This window comes from Acinetobacter sp. NIPH 542 (genome assembly GCF_000369825.1).
GTDB classification, from domain to species: Bacteria; Pseudomonadota; Gammaproteobacteria; order Pseudomonadales; family Moraxellaceae; genus Acinetobacter; species Acinetobacter oleivorans.
The window spans coordinates 71,671-89,168 of sequence record NZ_KB850209.1; the positions used below are offsets into that span (position 1 = coordinate 71,671).

16 protein-coding genes are annotated in these 17,498 nt (G+C 39.4%); 10 read left to right on the plus strand and 6 right to left on the minus strand.

The window, feature by feature from the left end; translation table 11 throughout:
- The first annotated feature begins 9 nt into the window (after positions 1–9).
- Complete coding sequence (locus F886_RS18590; RefSeq protein ID WP_005309640.1) at positions 10–522, plus strand: DUF1543 domain-containing protein; 513 nt, start codon at positions 10–12, stop codon at positions 520–522.
- Positions 523–559: 37 nt separating this feature from the next.
- Positions 560–1,555, plus strand: a complete 996-nt coding sequence (locus F886_RS18595; protein WP_005309642.1) for a DUF2804 domain-containing protein — start codon at positions 560–562, stop codon at positions 1,553–1,555.
- 8 nt (positions 1,556–1,563) lie between these two features.
- On the opposite strand, the gene F886_RS18600 is transcribed toward F886_RS18595, so the two are convergent.
- On the minus strand, positions 1,564–2,439 hold the full coding sequence (locus tag F886_RS18600) for a metal-dependent hydrolase (RefSeq protein WP_005309644.1): 876 nt from the start codon (positions 2,437–2,439) through the stop codon (positions 1,564–1,566).
- 120 nt (positions 2,440–2,559) lie between these two features.
- Here F886_RS18600 and F886_RS18605 point away from each other — a divergent pair, with 120 nt between their 5' ends.
- The 5 genes from F886_RS18605 (at position 2,560) to F886_RS18625 (ending at position 7,923) form a co-directional block, all read left to right on the plus strand.
- The gene (locus F886_RS18605) at positions 2,560–3,609 is read left to right on the plus strand and encodes an AraC family transcriptional regulator (protein WP_005309646.1); all 1,050 of its coding nucleotides are present in this window, start codon (positions 2,560–2,562) and stop codon (positions 3,607–3,609) included.
- A gap of 246 nt (positions 3,610–3,855) precedes the next feature.
- The gene (trpA, locus tag F886_RS18610; RefSeq protein WP_005309651.1) at positions 3,856–4,659 is read left to right on the plus strand and encodes a tryptophan synthase subunit alpha; all 804 of its coding nucleotides are present in this window, start codon (positions 3,856–3,858) and stop codon (positions 4,657–4,659) included.
- Complete coding sequence (accD, locus tag F886_RS18615; RefSeq protein ID WP_005309656.1) at positions 4,656–5,552, plus strand: acetyl-CoA carboxylase, carboxyltransferase subunit beta; 897 nt, start codon at positions 4,656–4,658, stop codon at positions 5,550–5,552. The genes trpA and accD overlap by 4 nt, the downstream gene beginning before the upstream one ends.
- Complete coding sequence (folC, locus tag F886_RS18620; RefSeq protein WP_005309659.1) at positions 5,549–6,835, plus strand: bifunctional tetrahydrofolate synthase/dihydrofolate synthase; 1,287 nt, start codon at positions 5,549–5,551, stop codon at positions 6,833–6,835. Before accD ends, folC begins: the two co-directional genes overlap by 4 nt.
- Entirely contained in the window at positions 6,826–7,923 is a 1,098-nt protein-coding gene (locus F886_RS18625) for an SPOR domain-containing protein (protein ID WP_005309662.1), read from the plus strand. The genes folC and F886_RS18625 overlap by 10 nt, the downstream gene beginning before the upstream one ends.
- A 30-nt stretch (positions 7,924–7,953) precedes the next feature.
- Here F886_RS18625 and F886_RS18630 read toward each other — a convergent pair whose 3' ends face one another.
- The 3 genes from F886_RS18630 to F886_RS18640 form a co-directional block, all read right to left on the minus strand.
- Positions 7,954–8,532 (minus strand): dual specificity protein phosphatase family protein, encoded by a 579-nt coding sequence (locus F886_RS18630; protein WP_005309665.1) that lies wholly within the window; start codon positions 8,530–8,532, stop codon positions 7,954–7,956.
- Positions 8,529–9,341, minus strand: a complete 813-nt coding sequence (locus F886_RS18635; RefSeq protein ID WP_212749666.1) for an MBL fold metallo-hydrolase — start codon at positions 9,339–9,341, stop codon at positions 8,529–8,531. The genes F886_RS18630 and F886_RS18635 overlap by 4 nt, the downstream gene beginning before the upstream one ends.
- Before the next feature lie 307 nt (positions 9,342–9,648).
- Positions 9,649–10,299 carry a peroxiredoxin gene (locus F886_RS18640; protein WP_005309671.1) on the minus strand — a complete coding sequence of 217 codons (651 nt, stop codon included), beginning with the start codon at positions 10,297–10,299 and terminating at the stop codon, positions 9,649–9,651.
- A 405-nt stretch (positions 10,300–10,704) separates the two neighbouring features.
- On the opposite strand from F886_RS18640, the gene secA reads away from it, so the two are divergent.
- Complete coding sequence (gene secA, locus F886_RS18645; RefSeq protein WP_005309676.1) at positions 10,705–13,425, plus strand: preprotein translocase subunit SecA; 2,721 nt, start codon at positions 10,705–10,707, stop codon at positions 13,423–13,425.
- 131 nt (positions 13,426–13,556) lie between these two features.
- Positions 13,557–14,000, plus strand: a complete 444-nt coding sequence (locus F886_RS18650; protein ID WP_005309679.1) for a hypothetical protein — start codon at positions 13,557–13,559, stop codon at positions 13,998–14,000.
- A 68-nt stretch (positions 14,001–14,068) separates the two neighbouring features.
- Here F886_RS18650 and F886_RS18655 read toward each other — a convergent pair whose 3' ends face one another.
- Positions 14,069–15,379 carry an MFS transporter gene (locus tag F886_RS18655; RefSeq protein WP_005309683.1) on the minus strand — a complete coding sequence of 437 codons (1,311 nt, stop codon included), beginning with the start codon at positions 15,377–15,379 and terminating at the stop codon, positions 14,069–14,071.
- A 134-nt stretch (positions 15,380–15,513) separates the two neighbouring features.
- The gene (gene trhA / locus F886_RS18660) at positions 15,514–16,155 is read right to left on the minus strand and encodes a PAQR family membrane homeostasis protein TrhA (protein ID WP_034591644.1); all 642 of its coding nucleotides are present in this window, start codon (positions 16,153–16,155) and stop codon (positions 15,514–15,516) included.
- A gap of 127 nt (positions 16,156–16,282) precedes the next feature.
- On the opposite strand from trhA, the gene F886_RS18665 reads away from it, so the two are divergent.
- A complete protein-coding gene (locus tag F886_RS18665; protein WP_005309689.1) occupies positions 16,283–17,494 on the plus strand; it encodes a class I SAM-dependent methyltransferase in 1,212 nt (403 codons plus the stop codon).
- Positions 17,495–17,498: the final 4 nt, after the last annotated feature.

Genomic DNA, 17,498 nt, shown 5'->3' on the forward strand with positions numbered 1-17,498 from the left:
GAGGATACAATGCCAAGCTTGTTTATGGTGATGTTAGGCGGGCGTCATGCACGTGCTAATACAGAAGTTCATGATGTTGTCATGGCGGTAGGAGATACTTTGGAAGAAGTTTATCCTCAACTTAAACAGGCTTGGTTTGGTGAGGTTCAAGGATTACATATTGATGCTTGGGCCAAGCTCTCTGGTGTTAACTCTCAAGGGAAAAATTATCAAATTCATTTTACAGATGCAGCACCCAAACCAGATGATTTAAAATTATATTTAATTAATCTGGGTGGATATAATGCTCGTGAATTCGGTGAGCTCCACCGTTATGAGTTTGTAGTTGCACCAAATGCTATCGTTGCAAAACAATTAGGTAAACAATTTATAGATCAACAGTGGCAAAAAGCACACACAGATCGAGTCATTGATATTGATGACTGCTTAGTAATAGATTGTGTAGCAGGGCGCTATATTCATTTAATAAAAGGCGATTTTGCTGCAACAATTTGGGAAAATACGTATTTGACCGTGGTATAGGTCATTTGAAATCTAATATTCATATGGAAGTGGGTAAATGGATTTAATTCAAGAAAATGGACAGCCTCGCTACGGGCGTTTTGAATCTGTACCGTCAACCATTCACGTACAACATTATATTTATAAAACCCCTTATGGTAAGGTCTTAAAGGGCTGGCGTAAGCAATTAAAATATAAAAAATTTAAATTCTGCGGTATTCAACACAAACATTATAGTATTGGTTTAGCGATTGCAGATATCGGTTGGGTCGGGCACGGTTTTTTCTATATTTATGACCATGAAACCCAGCAAGTCATTGAGTGGAATGCGATTCAGCCTTTAGGTCATAAAACCTATCTTGATGAACAGCCATTGTTTAATCAAAGCTATTTTTCTAAATCGCCTTATCAGTTTGATATCCAACATGCCAATGGTGTGCGATATATTCGAGTAACTAAATATGGTGAGATCCAACTTAGCGCTCGTATTTTTTGTGCTGGAACCGATATCTTAAGTTTATGTACACCGACAGGTATTAACGGTTGGACCTATACCCAAAAGCAGACCACGCTGGGTGTAGAAGGGATGTTTATTAATAAACAAAACCAAATTGTACAATTTGATGAAAAGACATTTGCATCTCTAGATGATACATGTGGTTTTTTGCGACCTGAAACAGCTTGGTTCTGGCTTTCATGTAATTTTTGGGATGAGCAAGGGCGGCGTATTGGTTTAAATTTAGCTTCTGGTGTTAATGAAAGCTTTGGTAATGAAAATTGCTTATGGATTAACGGAGTTTTATTTCCACTGACTGATGTTTTATTTGAAAAAGTAAATGATGAACTTTGGCAAATTAGCTCTCTAGATCAAAAACTTAATCTACAGGTCCATATTGGTTGGTGCCGATACGAAAATATTAATTTAAGAATGATTGGAAGCCAGTTCAATCAGTGGCAAGCTAAAATTAGCGGCACGATTGAGCATGAGGCAACTGATATAATCAATTGCAATGAGCAATACGGTTTACTAGAACAACATTATGCAAAATGGTAACAAGCAGGTTATAAACCTGCTTGCCAGAATGCTTCCCCAGCCGCAATAGGATCATTGGTCTTTTCAAGTGTTTCAATCCAGACTGGATATTGACGAATGACCGGATGCTGACTTGGATGAAAATCTTTTTTAAACCAATCTAGATATTGGCTTTTCATAGCAGTTAATGTGCCATTTTTGCCGAAGAACCAAGGTAAGCCTTTAAGGCTCATTAAGAGTCTTTCTCTAGAACTAAAACCATCACATTTCAACATGATGTTGGTGCGATAGAGCGTAAAACCAAACATGAGTACTGTTGTAAGAACCAATACAAATCGACGAGTCGACTCAGGAACTTCACCTACTTGTTTCATGACATCAAAAGCAACATCACGATGCTCCATTTCTTCAATGGCATGCCAAGCAAAAAGCGCTCGGACATAGGGGTGAGCATTTTCTAAAGTTTTTTTATTGCTATAAAACGTTTCTGCCATTAATGCCGTTAAATGTTCAGCTGCTGCCGTCATTGCAATATTGTATTGTGGTGAGCGTTTGGTGAGTTCAAAACGAAAAATTCTTTTTAGTGTAGCTGTGAATTGATCAACAGGCATACCTTGTTCTTTCATGAGCTGATTCATTTTGTCATGAGCAATACCGTGTTGAGCTTCTTGTTTAATAAAGTCCACAACTCGTTTTTGTAGTTCTGGATCTTCAATTTTGTCACGGAACATACGAACGCATTCGATGAAATAACGCTCCCCATCAGGAAAGGTTAAGCTGAGTGCATCAAACATACGAGTCAAAAAAGGATCATTATTAAACCAAAAGCGAGGCGCTTCGTTTAAGTGAAAATCTAGATCTTTACGAACCACTGGCTCGACTTGATAAGAAACATGTGCGTTCATATTTTATTTCTCGCATCTAACTTGTTTATTAGTATGTCGCGGCTGGTCGGCTTTGTTTTGACAGTTATTGCCAATTTTTATACAGTTTGCGACAAGATGGCAGTAAAAAAAGGATGAGCCATGCAGGATTTTACGATTTCAAATGGGTATTTTTATCTTTGGAATACTTACTTAAAAGAACGGGGAATGGACTGGCAGGCATTAAATCTGACGGATGTTCAGGCCCGACAAGTTCAAAATATTTTAGCTTCGTCTATTGATGCTCAATCATCTTTAAATTTTTTTCTTGAGCTTTTAGAGCTAACTGAATCTCAGCTACAAGTTTCCAATTTAGCTTTGGAAATGGCCACTTGCATTACACCTGCTAATTTTGGTGTATTGGGCTATATGGCATCCCGAAGTGGCAGTTTTGCAGAGGTTCTTGAATATATTATGAAGTTTCATCGTTTGGTGATTGACGGTGAACAAGTGGTGCCTATGCAAATTGAGCAAGATGCTTCTAAAATTCGTTTGTATTGGCCATTGGTTGATGACAGCAATATCATACTTTGTGAATTGACCTTGGCCGCGATGGTACAGCTTGCTAAACAGATAGCTCCACTACATGATTTTCTCTTGCAACAAGTTGAGTTCGTGCACCGTGCACGTGGTCCGTTAGTGCACTATCAGCGTTTCTTTCAATGCAAATTATCATTTGAAAAACCTTACTATGCATTAACTTTTGCAAGTGAGGGACTAAGTATTCGTCCTCAGCATGCAGACCCAACCTTAATGCAACTTTTAGTGAAACAGGCAGAAGAAGCATTAGCTCAGCGTAAAATACATACAGATTTAGCTCAGCAAATACATTGGATCGTCCATGAATATTTTAAGCAAAAGCAGCAGGCCCCTAAAATAGAAGATATTGCCATCGAGTTGAATATTTCAGTACGAAGCTTGCAGCGCCAGCTACAGTCATTAAACACTTCATTTAAATTAATTTTAGATGCAGAGCGTATGAGGCGCTGTGAGATATTACTTAACCAAAATGCCAGCCTCACTTTAATTGCTGAACAATTGGGATATTCGGACCAGTCAGCACTTGCACGTGCCCATAAAAATTTGACAGGGCAAACCCTATTAGCAAGAAAAAGACAATTACAGCTAACAAATAAAAATGCAATAAAATAGCCTTTCTGTGGCGATTTTCTATTCAGATGACGATCTAATAATGGCTCGAAAATAGGAAGCTTTGATCATTGAGAAAAGTTTCAAAATATTGATAAATGTACGCCATGGGTTGTATGAATCATACAATCGAATATCGCCATAACGTTAGACCTGTTCAATGGGCAAAAAATAGCGTTAAAATGCGATGTTCTTGTATTTCTACAAACAACTCCTCAATTTTAAATAATTCAAGGAAAGCACAACCCTATGTCACGTCTTGCCACCCGTTTTGAAAAGCTTAAGTCCCAACAACGTAAAGCGCTTGTATCTTATGTCATGGCGGGTGATCCACAACCGCAAGTAACAGTTCCGTTACTGCATAAAATGGTTGCGGCAGGAGTAGATGTCATTGAGCTTGGTTTACCATTTTCAGATCCAATGGCCGATGGTCCAGTAATTGCGCTTGCAGCTGAACGTGCGCTTGCGGCAGGGACTAACACATTAGATGCTCTTAACATGGTAAAGGAGTTTCGTGAACAGGATCAGGATACACCTGTTGTTTTAATGGGTTATCTAAATCCGGTTGAAGTGATTGGTTACGAGAAGTTTGTTTCTCATGCGAAAGCGTGTGGTGTAGATGGCTTATTACTGGTGGATTTACCGCCAGAAGAGTCAAAAGAGTTTGGTGCTGTGTTGAAGCAACATGACATGGATCAAATCTTCTTGCTCGCACCAACTTCTACAGACCAACGCATTCAGCATGTGGCAAATCAGGCAAGTGGATTTATCTACTATGTTTCACTTAAGGGTGTAACGGGAGCCGCAACACTAGATACGACAGAAGCTGCTGCACGTATTCAAAAAATCAAAAATGCCACTGATATTCCAGTAGGTGTTGGTTTTGGTATTAGTGATGCTGCTTCAGCAAAAGCAATGGGTAGCGTTGCTGATGCGGTGATTGTAGGTAGTGCTTTCGTTAAAAATTTTGCAACGTTGGCAGCGGATGACGCTGTTGAACAGACGGTGAATAAAGTCAAGGAGCTTCGAGCAGCGCTCGATGAGTTAGTATGAATCAAGAAGTGAAATCAGGGAAAGTTCTTAGCCCTTCGACACCATGGACAAAACGTCCGGTTCCAGGTATTGAAGTCGCAAATGAGCAACAAATTCTCAAAGCAACATTTACTGAGCCAACGATTGAATGCCCTGAATGTCATGCTCTAGTGACACGTACAGCAATCTCTTTCAATGCGTATGTTTGTCCGCAGTGTGATGAACACTTACGTATGAAAGCTCGTGATCGTTTGAACTGGTTCTTCGACAATGTAGTAGCAGAATTAGGGCAAGAATTTAGCGCGAAAGATCCGTTAAAGTTTGTCGACACTAAGCCATATCCAGATCGTATGCGTGAAGCGCAAACCAAAACTGGTGAAACGGAAGCCTTAATTGCCATGCAAGGTAATTTAAATGGCGTAGATATGATCGCATGTGCTTTTGAGTTCGACTTTATGGGCGGCTCTATGGGTACAGTTGTAGGCGACCGTTTTGTTCAGGCTGCTGAACTTGCTATTGAAAAACGTCAACCATTGATCTGTTTCGCAGCTTCTGGTGGTGCACGTATGCAAGAAGGTATGCTGTCTCTTATGCAAATGGCACGTACTTCAGCGGCAATCCAAAAGTTAAAAGATGCAGGTTTACCTTATATCGTGGTGTTAACACATCCTGTATATGGCGGTGTAACAGCTTCTTTAGCAATGTTGGGTGATATTCATATTGCTGAACCTAAAGCGATGATTGGCTTTGCTGGTAAACGTGTAATTGAGCAGACTGTACGTGAAACTCTAGAAGAACCGTTCCAACGTGCTGAATATTTGCTTGATCATGGTGTAATCGATCAGATTGTTCATCGTCACGCTTTACGTGATACTGTATCTCGACTTGTATCGAAATTGATGAACTTACCTTGAACCAACAAGCTCCACTTTCAATAGACTCTTTAGATACATGGCTCAATTATTGGAGCCATGTTCACGTTACAGGGATAGATCTTGGTCTGGAACGTGTAATTCCTGTTGCAGAAAAGCTGGGTGTGACTCAGCCTACTGCTAAAGTTTTTACAGTAGCCGGAACGAATGGTAAAGGCTCAACTACAACCACACTGGCCGCGATATTAAACGCACAGGGTTATAAAGTTGGGTTATATCAGTCACCGCATATCTATCGCTTTAATGAGCGAGTCAAATTAGGTGGAGTTGAAGTCGATGATCAAAGTCTGATTGATGCTTTTGTTCAAGTCGATCAGGCTCGTCGCGATTGTGATTTAAGCTTATCTTTTTTTGAAGCAACCACTTTGGCTGCTTTTGTCATTTTTAAACAACAGCAATGTGATGTATGGGTGCTCGAAGTTGGTTTGGGTGGACGCTTAGATGTCGTCAATGTAATTGATCCCGACGTTGCAGTTATTACTAATATTGGTCTAGATCATACTGACTGGTTGGGCGATACTATCGAAAAAATTGCTTTTGAAAAAGCAGGCATTATTCGTCCACAAATTCCGGTTGTCTTTGCTGGTGAACAAATTCTACCTCAAGCAATCCAAGATAAAGCAGAAAGTACGCAAGCAGACTTATATACCGTTAATCGTGATTATTTTTATAAACTCGCCGATGATGGACAAAACTGGTACTTTGCCTCAGAAGGAACTACTTTAAAGCTTCCTTTAGGCCATTTAGCCATTGAAAATATTGCGGGAGCGGTTGCCGCTATTTTAAACAGCGGACTTGAAATTTCTCAGTCAGCATTAGAAAAAGGTATTCAATCTGCACGTTTAGCAGGACGTTTTGAGCAGCGTCAAGTGGAGGGGAAAACGGTAATTTTTGATGCCGGACACAATCCACATGGTGTTGAATTTTTGTTAAAGCAATTGCGAAATTTCTTAGAATACAATAAACAGTACACAGAAGTTGTCGCAGTATTTTCAATGCTGGCAGATAAAGATATAAAATCAGTAGTCGATTTATTGAAACCTACTGTTTTACATTGGAAAATTGCTGAGTTGAATGTGCCGCGTGCTGCACCGATTCAGCAACTCAATGATGCCTTGCAAGGCCAGACAGTACAACAATATGGCAATATCAAAGAGGCTTTTAAATCAGCGCTTGAGCAAACAAATAACAATCAGCTGATTTTAGCCTGTGGTTCGTTTCATACTTTAGAAGCGATTTGGGAGTATTTGGAAGAATGTCAATGAATAACAAACAACGCTGGATGGGTGGTGTTGTTTTACTGGGAGGTGGTGTTTTATTGGCAGCATTACTTCTAAAAGGAAATGAGGAAATAAAACAGGTTGAAGTTCAACCACCGGCATCCACATCACCAAAAACTCAAACTAAGCCAAAGCAAGCAACCGAAGGACAAATGGTACAACTACAGCCTTTAGCGGTTGATGTTGAAACAGAAAAACGTTTGTTAGAAGAACAGCGCCGTTCGCGTGAAAAAGCGGTTGCTGAGCAAGAAGCACGTGCAGCTGAGTTTTTAGCAATGCAACAGCAAGCTGAAGCTGATGCTGCTCGTAAAGCCGCAGCAGAATACGCTGCGATTAATGCCCGTCGTACAGCTGCTCAAGAAAGTTCAGATAATATTCCACCAGAGTTAGTGGGTGAGGCGAAAGCTAAAAACCAGCAAACTAATGTGGCAAATAAAACAACTGATACTTCAAAAATAGATGCAGACAAAAAAGCAGCTGAAGCAAAACGCCAAGCGGAAGCTGATAAGAAAGCAGCTGAAGCAAAACGTCAGGCAGAAGCTGATAAGAAAGCAACTGAAGCAAAACGTCAGGCAGAAGCTGATAAGAAAGCAACTGAAGCAAAACGCCAAGCAGAAGCTGATAAGAAAGCAGCTGAAGCAAAACGCCAAGCGGAAGCTGATAAGAAAGCAGCTGAAGCAAAACGTCAGGCAGAAGCCGATAAGAAAGCAACTGAAGCGAAACACAAAGCAGAAGCTGATAAGAAAACATCAGAGGCTAAGCGTAAAGCAGAAGCTGATAAAAAAGCTGAGGCTGAAAAAGCGCGTGAATTGCTGGAAAATGGTGATAAAAAGTGGATGGTGCAAGTTGCATTGGCTGCTAACCAAGCAAATGCAGATGCAGTTGTTTCTAAATTACGAGCTAAAGGCTACAAGGTAACTACGAGCCAAACTAGCAAGGGAATCCGTATCATGGTAGGTCCTGCGAAAGACCGTGATACAGCAGATGCCGCCCGTAAGAAAATTACTTCTGATTCAAGTTTAAATATGAAATCGGCTTGGGTCATTGATTGGGTGCCATTAGATCAGCGTTAATCTGATCTAAGGGTTACTCAAAAAATGTAGTTAAGATGGATTCGACAATTGTTGTTGAATCCATTTTACATTTTCAGGGGTGAATAAACGATCAATATTTTTCCAGATAATATGGTAGCCATAACCACCTTCCTTCATTTCTTTAACCGCATCATCAATTGCCCAATTTTCAAAAATAATGCGATACATGGCAACGCTGGCGCCTGTACGGTCTGAACCATGGTAGCAGTGCAATAAAACACGCTGATTATTCTGTTTAGCAATTTTGATTTGTTGCATGACTTCTAATAAATCTTGGCGGTTAATTGCCCATGTGTTGATAGGAATATGCACAAGATTAAAATTTTCATTTTTAAAAACTAAAGTATCTGCATCTTTGGCTCGTAAATTAATAATCGTTCCAATTTGATGATTCTTTAATTCTGAAATCATTGCAGCACTAGGTTGTTCACTGCGAAAAACATCATTACTAATTTGATAAAAGTTATGGTTCTGAGAGACTAAAGTGCCCCAGTCTTTTGGTCGTTGCTCATGAGCGATACTTTCATGCTGCATACATCCTTGTAAATTTATACAGATGAGAAGTGTGATGAGCGATAATTTTTTCATGTTTGATACCGATTAAGCTCATAAGGATCATGAGCACAAATAATTTCAATCGTTGGCTCATGTTGAGCTAAATGCTGTAAGCGTTTGAGATTAACAAGGCGTTGCTCATTATCTTCTGCAAATGTTTTTTCCAGCACATTAAGTGATCTTAATTTATTTTTAGGGTTTAACTCTAGATGTGAGTAGTAAGCATCTCCACAAAATAATAGCCATTGATTTTGTTGCTTAATGGCAATACCACAATGACCAGCTGAATGCCCCAATAGAGGCACCATTAAAATTTCATCTTGAAATAGCGGAAAACCTTTTACTTTTTCGAGGTTAAACCATGCTTCACCTTGCTGATATTCAACAAAGTTCCAGTAGCGATGATCTTTATATTGATTGCTTCTATAGCGAAGTTTGCCCTTAAAATTTGGAAGTTGGGCTGCGTTATATTCTGCAGCTAAAACATGCACAGTGGCATGTGGAAAATCTGAAATTCCGCCTGCATGATCAAAATCAAGATGAGTGACAAAGATGTGTTGTACATCCTTTGGATTAAACCCGAGCTTTTGAATTTGCTGAATAGCACTAAACTCAAGGTTAGGCTCAATTTTACCTAAACGTTTAACTAATGATCCTAGGCGTTGTTTCATATGTAAATAATCTTGCAAGCCAAAGCCTGTATCAATAAGCACTAAGCCTCGATCAGTTTCAACCAGAAGGCAATGGCAGACGACTTCAGCTCGAAAGCCTTTTTGTCCAAAGAGTGGGGCACAAACTGGGCACATGCTGCCACACTTTAAATGATGAATTTTATAGATCATGATTTTTATTTTTTATACCGAATCGCTTCGAGTTATAACTGATCTGAGCAGTAAAAACCATGTGTATTCAATGTATAAATAAAAAAGCCATCACGTTCGATGGCTTTTTAAGGGTGAAAAATTTACTTATTTTGCTTACGATTTACTACGCGGTTGGCTTATTTAAAATCTTTTGATGCTTGCCTACGTACTTCGCTTGTCTTGTAGCCAACTTTTCAAGTGTTTGCCTACGCACTTCGTTTGTCTTGCAAGGAACCTTTCAGATGCTTGCCTACGCGCTTCGCTTGTCTTGTAAGCAATAAAACCTTTAGTCGGTTTTATTGCTTTCAGGCTGTGGTGTTAGGCGTAAATAAGGTTTAACCGCAGTATAACCTTTAGGGAAGCGTTGTTTAATTTCTTCTTCATCTTTAAGTGATGGCACAATAACAACATCTTCACCTTGCTGCCAGTTCGCAGGTGTAGCGACTTTATGCTTGTCAGTTAATTGTAATGAATCCACAACGCGTAAGACTTCATTAAAATTTCGGCCCGTCGAAGCAGGGTAGGTAATGATTAAGCGAACTTTTTTATTCGGATCAATAATCACTAATGAGCGCACTGTCAGAGTTTCGCTGGCATTAGGGTGAATGAAGCCATAAAGCTCAGATACTTTACGGTCTTTATCTGCAATGATTGGAAAGTTTACAGTTGTGTTTTGTGTTTCATTAATATCGTTGATCCAGCCCTTATGAGACTCTACATCGTCTACTGACAAAGCAATCGCTTTAACATTACGCTTCGTAAATTCATCTTTTAATTTTGCTGTGTAACCTAACTCTGTTGTACATACTGGCGTATAGTCGGCTGGATGTGAAAATAAGATTCCCCAACTATCCCCTAAAAAATCATAAAAATTAATTGGGCCTTCGCTCGATTCTTGTTGAAAATCGGGGGCAGTGTCTCCTAATCGTAGTGTCATGATATTTCCTCAATTGCTCATAATTTGTTATTCGATTGAATGAATATGCAGCATTTACTTTATGATTAAAATTATTGTTTTTATATTTTATTATGAAATTTTTATATAAGTGTAAATATATATGACTAAAACTCATTATTTTAAGTGCTTAATCAATGTAACTTTAAGGTAAATTTGCTAAATTAGATTTCTCGGAAGTTATGCTTAATAGATGAGCGTTAATGGTGCGTTTTAGGCGCCAAATACATTAAGGGGGACTAGATGAATGAAATACCATTCATCTAACTATCAGATTTTTTTTAGAGGTTTTGTGCAAACCCCTTGTACTTCAAATTTCTGGCACCATAATAAACGACTGAGAAAAAGTTTATTCATTTGACCAAGCAAGATTTAGAGAGTTTATCCATGTTGGCAAGTCTGATCGGAGGTATCTTCGGTACAAAAAATGAGCGCGAACTCAAACGAATGCGCAAAATTGTTGAGCAAATCAATGCGCTCGAGCCGACGATATCAGCTTTAAGCGATGCAGACTTATCTGCAAAAACTCCAGAATTCAAACAACGTTATAATAATGGCGAAAGTTTAGATAAATTACTTCCAGAAGCATTTGCAGTTTGTCGTGAAGCAGCCAAGCGTGTAATGGGCATGCGTCACTATGACGTTCAGCTTATTGGTGGTATTACCTTGCATGAAGGTAAAATTGCCGAAATGCGTACCGGTGAAGGTAAAACCCTGATGGGTACTTTGGCGTGTTATTTAAACGCATTAAGTGGCGAAGGCGTTCATGTCATTACGGTGAACGATTATTTGGCACAGCGTGATGCTGAGTTGAACCGTCCATTATTTGAGTTTTTAGGTTTAAGCATTGGTACGATCTATTCAATGCAAGGTCCGTCTGAAAAAGCGGAAGCTTATCTGGCTGATATTACCTATGGTACCAATAACGAATTCGGTTTTGACTACTTACGTGACAACATGGTGTTTTCTTTAGCAGAAAAGAAACAACGTGGTTTGCACTATGCCATTATCGATGAAGTTGACTCAATCTTGATTGATGAAGCACGTACACCATTAATTATTTCTGGTCAAAGTGAAGACTCTTCGCATCTGTATTCTGCAATCAATACCATTCCTCCTAAATTACATCCTCAAAAAGAAGAAAAAGTTGCAGATGGTGGGCACTTCTGGATTGATGAAAAGCAGCGTTCAGTTGAAATGACCGAAATTGGTTATGAAACTGTTGAGCAAGAACTTATTCAAATGGGTCTGTTAGCTGAAGGTGAAAGTCTATATTCAGCAACGAATCTGAGCCTTGTTCATCATGTGTCTGCTGCTATTCGTGCACATTTCTTATTCCAACGTGATGTTCACTATATTATTCACGATGGCGAAGTCGTGATTGTTGATGAACACACTGGCCGTACAATGCCGGGTCGTCGTTGGTCAGAAGGTTTGCATCAAGCAGTTGAAGCGAAAGAAGGTTTGGAAATTCAGCCTGAAAACCAAACACTAGCGACCACAACATTCCAGAACTATTTCCGCCTATATAAAAAGCTTTCAGGTATGACAGGTACGGCTGATACTGAAGCTGCGGAAATGAAAGAAATTTATGGCCTTGATGTTGTGATTATTCCAACTCACCGCCCAATGGTACGTAATGACCAAAACGATTTAATTTATTTAAACCGTAACGGTAAATACGATGCGATTATTCAGGAAATTACGAATATTCGTGAGCAAGGTGTTGCACCGATTCTGATTGGTACAGCGACCATTGAAGCCAGTGAAATTTTATCTTCTAAGTTAATGCAAGCTGGTATTCACCACGAAGTGTTGAATGCAAAACAACATGAGCGTGAAGCTGACATTATTGCTCAGGCGGGTAGCCCGAATGCAGTAACGATTGCAACCAACATGGCTGGTCGTGGTACGGACATTATCTTGGGTGGTAACTGGAAAGCAAAACTTGCCAAACTTGAAAACCCTACTGCTGAAGATGAAGCACGTCTGAAAGCACAATGGGAACAAGACCACGAAGATGTATTGAAATCAGGTGGTTTGCACATCATTGGTTCTGAGCGCCATGAATCACGCCGTATTGATAACCAGTTACGTGGTCGTGCGGGCCGTCAGGGTGATCCTGGTGTTTCTCGTTTCTATTTGTCTCTTGAAGACGACCTTATGCGTATTTTCGCAGGTGATCGCGTAGTCGGAATGATGCGCGCAATGGGTCTCCAAGAAAATGAAGCGATTGAACACAAAATGGTGAGTCGTTCAATCGAGAACGCTCAGCGTAAAGTTGAAGCGCGTAACTTTGATATTCGTAAAAACTTATTGAAATACGATGATGTGAATAATGAACAACGTAAGATCATTTATTCACAACGTGATGAAGTGTTAGCTGAAAATACTTTAAAAGAATACGTTGAAGAAATGCATCACGAAGTGATGAAAGGCGTGATTGCTAACTTTATTCCACCAGAGTCAATTCATGACCAGTGGGATGTTGAAGGCTTAGAAAACGCTCTACGTATTGATTTGGGTATTGAGCTACCAATTCAAGAATGGTTAGATCAAGATCGCCGTCTAGATGAAGAAGGTTTAGTTGAGCGTATTAGCGATGAAGTAATTGAACGTTATCGTCAACGCCGCACTCAAATGGGTGATGAATCAGCAGCAATGCTTGAACGTCACTTCGTTTTAAACTCTCTTGATCGTCATTGGAAAGATCACTTGGCTGCAATGGATTATTTGCGTCAAGGTATTCACTTACGTGGCTATGCGCAAAAAAATCCTGAACAGGAATACAAGAAAGAAGCTTTCAACCTGTTTGTAAATATGCTGGGTATTATTAAAACTGATGTTGTGACTGATTTGTCTCGTGTACATATCCCAACGCCAGAAGAACTTGCAGAAATGGAAGCTCAACAGCAGCAGCAAGCTGAATCAATGAAGCTTTCTTTTGAACATGATGACGTAGATGGTTTAACTGGTGAAGTTACACTTTCTCAAGAAAGTATGAACGAGTCTAATGATCAGCAAGCTTTCCCTGTTCCAGAAAGCCGTAATGCACCATGTCCATGTGGATCTGGACTAAAATATAAACAATGTCACGGTAAGATTTAATCTGCCTTGACGAAAAAAGCAGAACAATTGTTCTGCTTTTTTTATGTTTGTAGTAAGCCTGTGAATAATGTTTGCAGTTTTAAGCATTAAATGCTATTTACTTCTCATCCAGAGTGTATGTTGGAAAGACAATGAAAAAAGTATTACAACCTTTATTTTTAACTGTTCTTGCTGTGCCTAGTTTTGTTTTCGCAGCAGAAGCAGCTTCAGCCCCTCAAACGACAACGGTTGATAAAGTACTTGCAGCAAAAGGCCCAACTTCGGCTCAAGCTGTAGTGAAGCAAGAAAATACTACAGTGATTAGCCCGCGTACAGGTATTCGCTATACGTTGGGTAACACAGGTAATCGCCCAATTATTTTACAAACGACTGCGATTGCTCCGGCAAACTCAGCAAACATTAATCGTATTGTAGCAACTAACCCTGCTTTATCTGTGAAGAGCCAAGAAAAAGCAAAAGTTGCACTCATTGGTGAAGCTGCCGTTGCTGGTCCAGCAGCCGTTGCAGCAAGTAATGTAACAGCTCCTGCTGTATCAAATAGCATTGCACCTTCGAATCCAGCATCAATGAATTAAGATCATATATTTATAAAAAAGCCGGTTCAATTTTGAACCGGCTTTTTTATATCAGAATTTCTTAATTTTTAGATCTGATTATTCACATCATCATTTTTCGTTTCACGAATGAGTAAGAAAGCGATGAGTGATAAAAGCGATGCTGCAGTAAGATAATAACCAACCGCATATAAACCATAAGTTTCAGCAAGCTTAGTTGCAATAAGTGGCGCAAATGATGCACCAAAAATGCCTGCTAAGTTAAACGTTAATGCCGAACCTGTGTAACGAACTGAAGTTGGGAAAAGTTCGGAAAGAACTGTACCAATCGGACCATAGGTCAATCCCATAATCGCCAAGCCAGTACATAAGAAAAGGAAGACGATTAAGGTATTTCCAGACTCTAACATGCTAGAGAAGAACAAGCCGAAAATCGCAGCAGCAATACAGACGCCAATAGAGGTTGTTTTACGACCAAATTTTTCTGCAAAAATAGCTGATAAAGGAATGAATGCAGCAAAGCAAAGGGTAGCAAAGAGTTGAAGTTCTAAGAACTCACCACGTGCATAGCCAAGCTTTGTGGTTCCCCAATTTAAGGCAAAGACGGTAGTAAGATAGAACACGACAAACGTACAGATTGCTGCAATCGTACCAAGAATCAGCTTACCCGTATGTTTAGTGATAACTTCTTTAAATGGAATATTAACTTCTTTTTGCTTATCTAAAACTTTTTGGAATGCTGGAGTTTCATGTAGTTTTAAACGGATATATAAGCCTACAATCACTAATACAGCACTTGCAATAAATGGAATACGCCAGCCCCATTGCATAAATGCCTGCTCAGGAATAGTTGCGCTCAATAATAAAAATGAACCAGTTGCCAAAATAAAACCAAGTGGAGCGCCAAGTTGTGGGAACATGCCATACCATGCTCTTTTACCTTCAGGGGCATTTTCAGTCGCGAGTAATACTGCACCGCTCCATTCACCACCTAAGCCTAGCCCTTGTCCTAAACGGCATACAGCCAATAGTAGGGGGGCGAAGATTCCGATGTGTGCATAGGTAGGGAGTAAACCAATACATACGGTTGAAATACCCATGGTCAGTAAAGCTGCAACCAATGTGGCTTTCCGACCAATACGGTCTCCTAAATGACCAAATACTGCTGCACCGATGGGGCGGGCAATAAAGGCAATTGCGAAGGTTGCTAAAGATTGTAAGACTGCGGCACTGCCACTACTAGCAGGGAAAAACAGGTGAGGAAAAATAATAACGGCAGCAGTTGCATAGATATAAAAGTCGAAGAACTCAATGGTTGTACCGACTAAGCTTGCAAACAAAACCCGTGTTTTTGAATTAGTGGCTACTGCCGGAGCAGCAGTCGCAGAGGTTGAATCCATATAAAACCTTATATCAGTTAAAATTTATTTTTAATTTACTATTCCTTTTAAAGACGTATTTTTTCTAAAAGAATAGCGTGAAAGAACATCATCCATGACTCTTTCAGGATCACTGAATAAGAGTGAAAAATGAACTAAACTATGTACCAATAGATAGCAAGAAAATGTGCTCCTGCACCTAAAAGCACAAAAATGTGCCAGATCGCATGGGTATATCTTACCTTTTTTAACGCGTAAAACAATGCTCCAACCGTATAAGCTAACCCGCCAATGATCAAGAAAATCAATGCGTCTTTACTTAAATAAGTGCGCATGTCATCCATTACAAATACAGCAAGCCATCCCATTAAAATATAAGCGAGCAAAGAAATTTTTTGAAAACGATGAATAAAAACTAACTTGAAAAGTGTACCAATTGCAGCAATGCTCCAGAGTGCAATCAACAGATAGTGAGCTTTTGTAGTAGGAATTGCGATGCTTAAGAATGGTGTATACGTTCCAGCAATTAAATAATAAATGGCTGTATGGTCAAGTTTCTTATACCAGTAGCGTAGATTTTGTGTTTGAGCAAAGTGATAGAGTGTAGAACTGGTGAAAACCAAAATGAGACTGAATGAGTATATCCACAAACCTACCCACTGAGCAGTTGAAAGATAAGATCCCTTTATAATTAAAAAGATAGAAGCTATAGCGGCCATAATAATACCAGCCCCATGACTATAGGCATTAAATAGTTCTTCTTTTGGATCGTAAGTTTCCAACACAGATTTACTCATAAGTTTAATTTTTTTGATTAAAAATACGAATGTATAGAAATACAAAACAGTCGTAAAGTTATTTTATTTTTAATCCTAGACCCTTTAAACTTCTCTTTTATATGAGTCTTCATTTTTAGGTATATCCGTGTCGGTTTTCTCCTTTGAGCAAGAACAGCAATTCTTTCATGAAATCAAGCAAATGCTTGACCAACAAGCTTTTGAGCGATTGATCTTGAGCCAATATAAAGGAGAGTTGGCTCAGCTGGAAAAAATTACTTTCCGTGTTGTAGAGCTACATGGTCAAAAACAGCTTTCAGCTCTATATCACCATACTACCCAAGATGTGACTAAAAATTATTCATTTGAAGAGGGCTTGCAGCAGATTGAGCAGTTAATCATACAGTGTAAGCAAGCAAACTTATTTTCGACTAATCAAGAAATTCAACTTAAAAAAAATAAGAAAAAAGCGCTGTTAAATATGGGTAAAAAGCAGGCTGTAAATGCGACCCAAACTGTTCAGACTCATGATCGTGAAAAGCAACGCTATGTACAGCAGGGCAATGCGTTTTTAAAAGAACTTGGTATTACCGATGAAAAAGGCCAAATCATTCCAAGCATGGCGCGTAAATGGAAACAGATTAATAAATTTATTGAAATCTTTGCGAGCGCTTATGAACAAATTGATGCATCTCAACAAGAATTACGGATTGTCGATTTTGGTTCGGGGAAAGGTTATTTAACTTTTGCTTTGTATGATTATTTGCAAGAGCAGCAGAAAACCCCATTGATTACTGGTGTTGAATTGCGCCCGAATCTGGTTGAGTTTTGCCAGAATATTGCAGACAAAGTGCACTTTAACCATCTAGACTTTTTTGAAGGTGACGTACGTAGTTATCAGCCAGAAAAACTGGACGTTATGATTGCCTTACACGCCTGTGATATTGCAACTGACTTTGCCATTCATACTGGAATTCGTTTAAACGCTTCAATGATTATGTGTGCGCCGTGTTGTCACAAAGAGTTACGCCCACAATTACATAGTCCTGAAGTATTACAACCAATGCTACAGTTTGGTATTCATGCGGGGCAACAAGCCGAAATGCTAACCGATACGTTACGTGCGTTACTTTTAAAAGCGTATGGCTATGAAACTAAAGTTTTTGAGTTTGTATCGCTTGAACATACCAGCAAAAACAAAATGATTTTGGCGACGAAACGCAAAAACGTTTCTGAACCTGATGCCAAGATTATGGCTCAAATTCAAGCATTGAAAGAAATGTACGGTATTAAAAAACAAACGTTAGAGTTGCTATTACAAGATCAATTGCCGATCGAAAATATTGGCTGCAAGTGCTAGGGCG